The 5,449-nt window shown below is 70.0% G+C and carries 5 protein-coding genes; 3 read left to right on the top strand and 2 right to left on the bottom strand.

The features are described from left to right. Positions 1-66 precede the first annotated feature (66 nt). The 3 genes from AC08OT_RS18880 to AC08OT_RS18870 all read left to right on the top strand — a co-directional run bounded on the left by AC08OT_RS18880 (position 67) and on the right by AC08OT_RS18870 (position 2,967). The gene (locus AC08OT_RS18880) at positions 67-846 is read left to right on the top strand and encodes an SDR family oxidoreductase (protein WP_476597665.1); all 780 of its coding nucleotides are present in this window, start codon (positions 67-69) and stop codon (positions 844-846) included. A gap of 112 nt (positions 847-958) precedes the next feature. Beyond that, positions 959-1,672 carry an MBL fold metallo-hydrolase gene (locus AC08OT_RS18875; RefSeq protein ID WP_476594478.1) on the top strand — a complete coding sequence of 238 codons (714 nt, stop codon included), beginning with the start codon at positions 959-961 and terminating at the stop codon, positions 1,670-1,672. A gap of 80 nt (positions 1,673-1,752) precedes the next feature. Further along, a complete protein-coding gene (locus AC08OT_RS18870) occupies positions 1,753-2,967 on the top strand; it encodes a nitrilase-related carbon-nitrogen hydrolase (protein ID WP_476594477.1) in 1,215 nt (404 codons plus the stop codon). On the opposite strand, the gene AC08OT_RS18865 is transcribed toward AC08OT_RS18870, so the two are convergent. Continuing rightward, positions 2,942-3,673, bottom strand: coding sequence for a hypothetical protein (locus AC08OT_RS18865; protein ID WP_476603123.1), 732 nt, complete (start codon positions 3,671-3,673; stop codon positions 2,942-2,944). The genes AC08OT_RS18870 and AC08OT_RS18865 overlap by 26 nt on opposite strands. 635 nt (positions 3,674-4,308) lie before the next feature. Next, the gene (locus AC08OT_RS18860) at positions 4,309-5,247 is read right to left on the bottom strand and encodes a proteasome assembly chaperone family protein (protein WP_476594475.1); all 939 of its coding nucleotides are present in this window, start codon (positions 5,245-5,247) and stop codon (positions 4,309-4,311) included. Positions 5,248-5,449 lie beyond the last annotated feature (202 nt).

The following is a 5,449-nucleotide window of genomic DNA, read 5'->3' as shown; positions in this document are numbered from 1 at the left end:
TGGCATTGAGGCCGGGCGGCATGCCTCATCGAAAAACTGCGACCGGAGCGGGGCGACAGGAGCGGGATGGATCTTCAGTTGGCGGGCAAGGTAGTGCTGGTGACCGGCGGCTCGAACGGACTGGGAGCCGCCCTGGTGCGGACGCTGGCCGCCGAGGGGGCGCGGGTGGCCTTCTGCGGGCGCGACGAGACACGGCTGCGGAAGGTTGCCGAGCAGGCGCAGGCTGGCGGTGGCGAGGTTCTCGCCGTACCCGCCGATGTGATCAGCACCACCGACCTTGAACGTTTCGTCGCCACCGCCGTTGACCGGTGGAACGCCGTGGACGCCCTGGTGAACAACGCCGGCGCCAGCGCGGCCGGTACGTTCGAGAAGCAGGCCGACGAGGTCTGGAACGCCGATTTGGAGCTGAAGCTGCACGCGGCGATCCGGGCCTCCCGGCTGGTGTTGCCGTACCTGCGGCGCGCGGGCGGTGGCGGCATCGTGAACTCACTGTCCGTGGCGGCCAGAGCCCCTGGCGCCGGCTCCACCCCGACCTCCGTCACTCGGGCCGCGGGCCTCGCGCTCACCAAGGCCCTGTCCAAGGAGCTTGGCCCGGACCGGATCCGGGTCAACGCGGTGCTGATCGGCCTGGTGGAGAGCGGGCAGTGGGATCGGGCGGCGGCCCGGGAGAACATCACGGGCGACGAGCTGTACGAACGGATGGGGCGGACCTCCGGAATCCCGCTCGGTCGGGTGGGCCGGGCCCAGGAGTTCGCCGATCTGGTCGCGTTCCTGCTCTCCGCGCGGGTCGCCTACATCACGGGTGCGGCGATCAACCTCGACGGCGGCCTCAGCCCGGTCGCCTGACGGCAGATGGCCGGCCGATCAACCGGCGCGCCGGGTCTGCCGTCAGGCCGCCGCAGGTAGCCCTGGTGAGCAACCCGCCTCGCCGCGGGCCGGACCTTCGTAGGCTGGCGGGGTGACCGATCGCCTGTACTTCCGTCAGCTGTTGTCCGGCCGTGACTTCGCCGTCGGCGATCCGGTCGGTACCCAGATGGTCAACTTCGTCTACCTCGTGGGCGACCGCGAGACCGGCGAGGCCCTGATCGTCGATCCCGCCTACAAGGTCGACGACCTGCTCAACCTGCTGGCCGCCGACGGTATGCGGCTCACCGGCGCGCTCATCACCCATTACCACGCTGATCACATCGGCGGAAACGCGTTCGGCATGGAGATCGAGGGTGTCCGCCAGTTGCTCGGCCGGCAGAACGTCCCGATCCACGTCAACCGGGCCGAGGCGGAGTGGGTACGGCGGGCGACCGAGGTCTCCGCGTCCGATCTGGTCGAGCATGATGACAACGACGTGGTGATGGTCGGGGAGATCCTCGTGCGGCTGCTGCACACCCCCGGCCACACCCCCGGCAGCCAGTGTTTCCTCGTCGACGACCGGCTCGTTGCCGGGGACACCCTGTTCCTCGAGGGCTGCGGCCGGATGGACCTGCCCGGCGGCGACGCGGGACTGATGTACGACAGCCTGCGTCGGTTGGCCGCGTTGCCGGACACCACCACCGTCTTCCCCGGCCACCAGTACTCTCCGCAGGCGTCGGAGGACCTCGCGGTGGTCAGGCGGATGAACCACGTCTTCCGGCCGACGAGCGCCCAGCAGTGGAAGGCGATGCTGGGCCTGTCCTGAGTCCCGCGGTCGACCGGGTCGCCGCCGGGAAGACCCTCGTGTTCGCGGAACCGCATGGTCGACAAGGCGAGGAGCCCCGTATGGCAGCCCCGGTCCGTGCCGCAGCCCTGCAACTCGGCTGTCCCGACGAGGAGAACGCGGCGGACCGGGTGCGCAGGGTGCTGGGGGAGATCCGGCGGACCCAGGCGGACCTGGTCGTCCTCCCCGAACTATGGGTCACCGGCTATTTTCACTTCGATCGGTACGAGGCGGAGGCGGAGGCGTTGACCGGGCCGACGGTCACCGCCCTGCGGGAGGCCGCCCGGGAACGCGGATGCCACCTGGTGGCCGGCAGCATCGTGGAACGGTCCGCCGACGGACGGCTTTTCAACACGACCGTGTTGATCGGTCCGGACGGGATGATCCGGCATGCGTACCGCAAGGTGCACCTGTTCGGCTACGGCTCCGCGGAGGCCCGGTTGCTGACGCCGGGTGCCACGGTCGGAACCGTCCCCACCGAACTCGGCGTCGTCGGGCTGGCAACCTGTTACGACCTCCGGTTTCCCGAGCTGTTCCGACTGCTGGCCGAGGGCGGTGCCGAGATCGTGGTGGTGGTGTCGGCCTGGCCGTTGGCCAGGCTGGACCACTGGCGCATGCTCACCCGCGCCCGGGCCATCGAGAACCAGGTGTACCTCGTCGCCTGCAACGCCGCGGGCCGCCAGGCGGGCCGGGAGATGGCCGGGGCGAGCGTCGTCGTCGATCCGTGGGGAGAGGTGCTCGCCGAGGCCGGCCCGCGGCCCACCACGGTGCGCGCGGAGCTGGACCCGGCCCGACCGGCCGCCGTTCGTGCCGAGTTCCCGGTGCTCACGCATCGCCGGCTAGGGCCCGACCAGCAGAACCGGCTCGACCCCGCGTATCCGCTCGACCTGGCCGGGCGTGGCGAGGCCTTTCTCGACTTCTGGCGGGAGCGGCACCTGTGCAGCCTGACCACCGTCCGGCCGGAGGGCAGCCCGCACGTGGTCGCCGTCGGCGCGACGCTCGATCCGGCGGCGGGCATCGCCCGGGTGATCACATCGGCCCGATCCCGCAAGGCCCGCCTGATCGCGGCGGGGCCGGCCCAGGGCACCCCCGTCGGGCTCTGCCAGATCGACGGTCGACGCTGGTCGACGCTGGAGGGACTGGCCGTGCTCCGGGATGATCCGGTGAGTGTGGCCGACGCCGAGTTCCGCTATGCGCAGCGTTACCGCACGCCGCGGGCCAATCCCCGGCGTGTCGTCGTAGAGGTGCGGATCACCCGCGTGCTCGGCAGCGTCTGACCCTCAGGGGCCGAGGGGAACCGCCACGGTGGCCGGGAGTACCGGATCCCCGCTCCCCGTGGGGGCCGTGGCGGCCGTGGCGGTGGCCAGTGCCGCGGATGGCGCCGGCGGGCCCGGCTGCGTGGGTATGGGGAGCCGCACCGGCTCGGGGCATCGCTCGTCGGCCCCGGGGAGTCTTTCCCCAAGGCCTCGCGATGGACAGCACTGTCGCCGTGATGAACAGGACGTTCATCACACTGGCACCGAGGACGATCGCGACGGTCGGAGCCGTGTAGGCGACCTCCCCCCCGTCCGTCGCCTGTCCGGCCCGCACGATCAACGGGTGCATCACGGAGCCGCCGAGTATCACGGCAACGACGGTGATGACGAGTTTCGTCGCCACCCACCAGTGCCGCAGCAGTCCCCATCTCGTTTTCACCGAGATCACCACCCCGGTGACCAGGGTGAGCAGAGCGAGCGGGATATCGAGGACCCGGTCGACGACGTGCATGAGCTCATATGCGGAGTGCCGAAGACCGGCGTCGGCCGCCGCGGTCGAAGCCAGGACAAGCTGTGCGAACGCCACGCCATTCCAGCCGACACCCACCAGCACATGCATTGCCAACAGGGCGGTGCGTATCGGTTTACGCAGGTGGAGGCCCCGCTCGCGCAGGGTGGGTCCGGTCCGACCGGGTCCGGTCGCCGATGCGCCGGCCGTCGAGGCCACGGCGGGTACGGGATTCCCGGAATCGGCTGTCTCCGCAGGATCGGCCGTTAGTGCCGGACCGCGCGGTGATGCCGGGTCTGCCGGTGCCGCCGGACCGGCAGGCGTCGCGCTGGCGGCTGGGTCGGTGCCGGCTGCTGGGTCCGTGCTGTCCGCGGTCTCGAGTGGCGTCGCGGTCTCGAGTGGCGTCGAACCGGCCGCGGTGGGCACCGCCCCGGCGGGGGATGCGGTCATGCGGACGTCTCGGGCAGATTCATCGTCCGATTCTCTCCGTCACTGGATCATCAAGTGAGACGATTTTCAGGCGTCCTGGGATGGCTCTCCGAGCAGCGGATCAAAATAGTACAGCCAATCGGTTGGCCCGGTCTGACACAGGTGACCAGAAGCTACTTTCACAATTTAAATGCAACCGAGCTCGGGCTGTGTACGGATCATGGTATGGAAAGATTGATCATCAGTGGTGCGGGCTTCCGGTGCCGCCACCTTCACGCCCGGTCGGTCGACGGCGCGACCCGTGCGTAACCCACGCGCATGGGACCGGTCCGCTCCACAGCGGCCCGCGGAGGGCGGGCTGCGGCAGGTGACCCCGACGGGGAGCGGGCCGGTCAGGCTGGTGGGATCCGAATCCCTGACCCGGGTCAGGGATTCGGGGTGGGACCGTCCGGTTCGGTCTGCTCAGCGAGGAAACGCTCCAAGGCCTCGCCGAGTTCGTCGGCGGTCGGCAGCGGCTGGACGTCGTCCGTGGTCGGCAGGCTCGGCCCGCGCCGTCCGCGCTGGTAGGCGTCGTACTGCTCTTCCAGGGCGCTGACCAGCGCGGAGGCCTCGCCGCCCTTGGCGATCTGGCTGTCGACCTCGTCCTGGATGGCAACCGCGGCGGAGCGCAGCCCGTCCAGCGGGAGCAGGAGCCCGGTCGCCTTCGACACCGAGGTCAGCAGGACCTCGGTGGCCGCCGGATAGGTCGTCTGCGCCAGGTAGTGCGGGACGTGGACGGCGAAACCCATCGCATCCCGGCCTTCCCGCCCGAGCTCGAATTCCAGCAGGTGGCCGGCGCTGCCAGGGACTTGTAGCCGGCGCAGCCAGGGCTCGTGCCCCACGATGAGGTCCTTACGGGTCGCGTGCGCGCTCACCACCGACGGGCGGGTGTGCGGCACCGCCATCGGAATCGCGTTCAGCCCGACCGTTAGACGGATGCCGAGCCGGGCCACGAGGCCTCGCAGCGCCACCGTGAACCGCTTCCACTGCAGGTCTGGCTCGGGCCCGGCCAACAGCAGGAACGGAGTGCCCGCCTCGTCCCGCAACAGGTACAGCGCGAGGACGGGATCTTCGTAACTCTCCCAGTGATCCTCGGAGAAGACCATGGTCGGCCGGCGGGACCGGTAGTCGAGCAACTGGTCGATGTCGAAGGTGGCGAGCAGCCGATGGTCGAGCGCGGTCATCAGGTGCTCGCCGGCCAGGCTGACCGCGCCGCCAGCGTCGACCACCCCGGTCATCGCCTCCAGCATGACGGGACGGCCGAGATCGATCGAACCGCCGGCCAGGTCCTCGACGAGATCGTAAAGTGCATCGGGATCAAGCACGGGTTGAGGTCCTCCTCACGCCACGGGTCGCGTCCGTCGTCAGGAAGAAGCGTGGCGCGCGCCTCCTCATTCCACCGGCTTATTCCACGGGCCTGTCGCGGCCCGGGGATGCCAGCGAGCCTCGTCACACAGGCGATGCGACAATTTTACCGGTAAGGAGCGATTCGCCGGTGGGTGGTGACGGGCTGTTAGCGTAACCCCG

Source organism: Frankia sp. CgJB1 (assembly GCF_977947065.1).
This window is presented reverse-complemented; position numbering and strand designations above follow the sequence as displayed.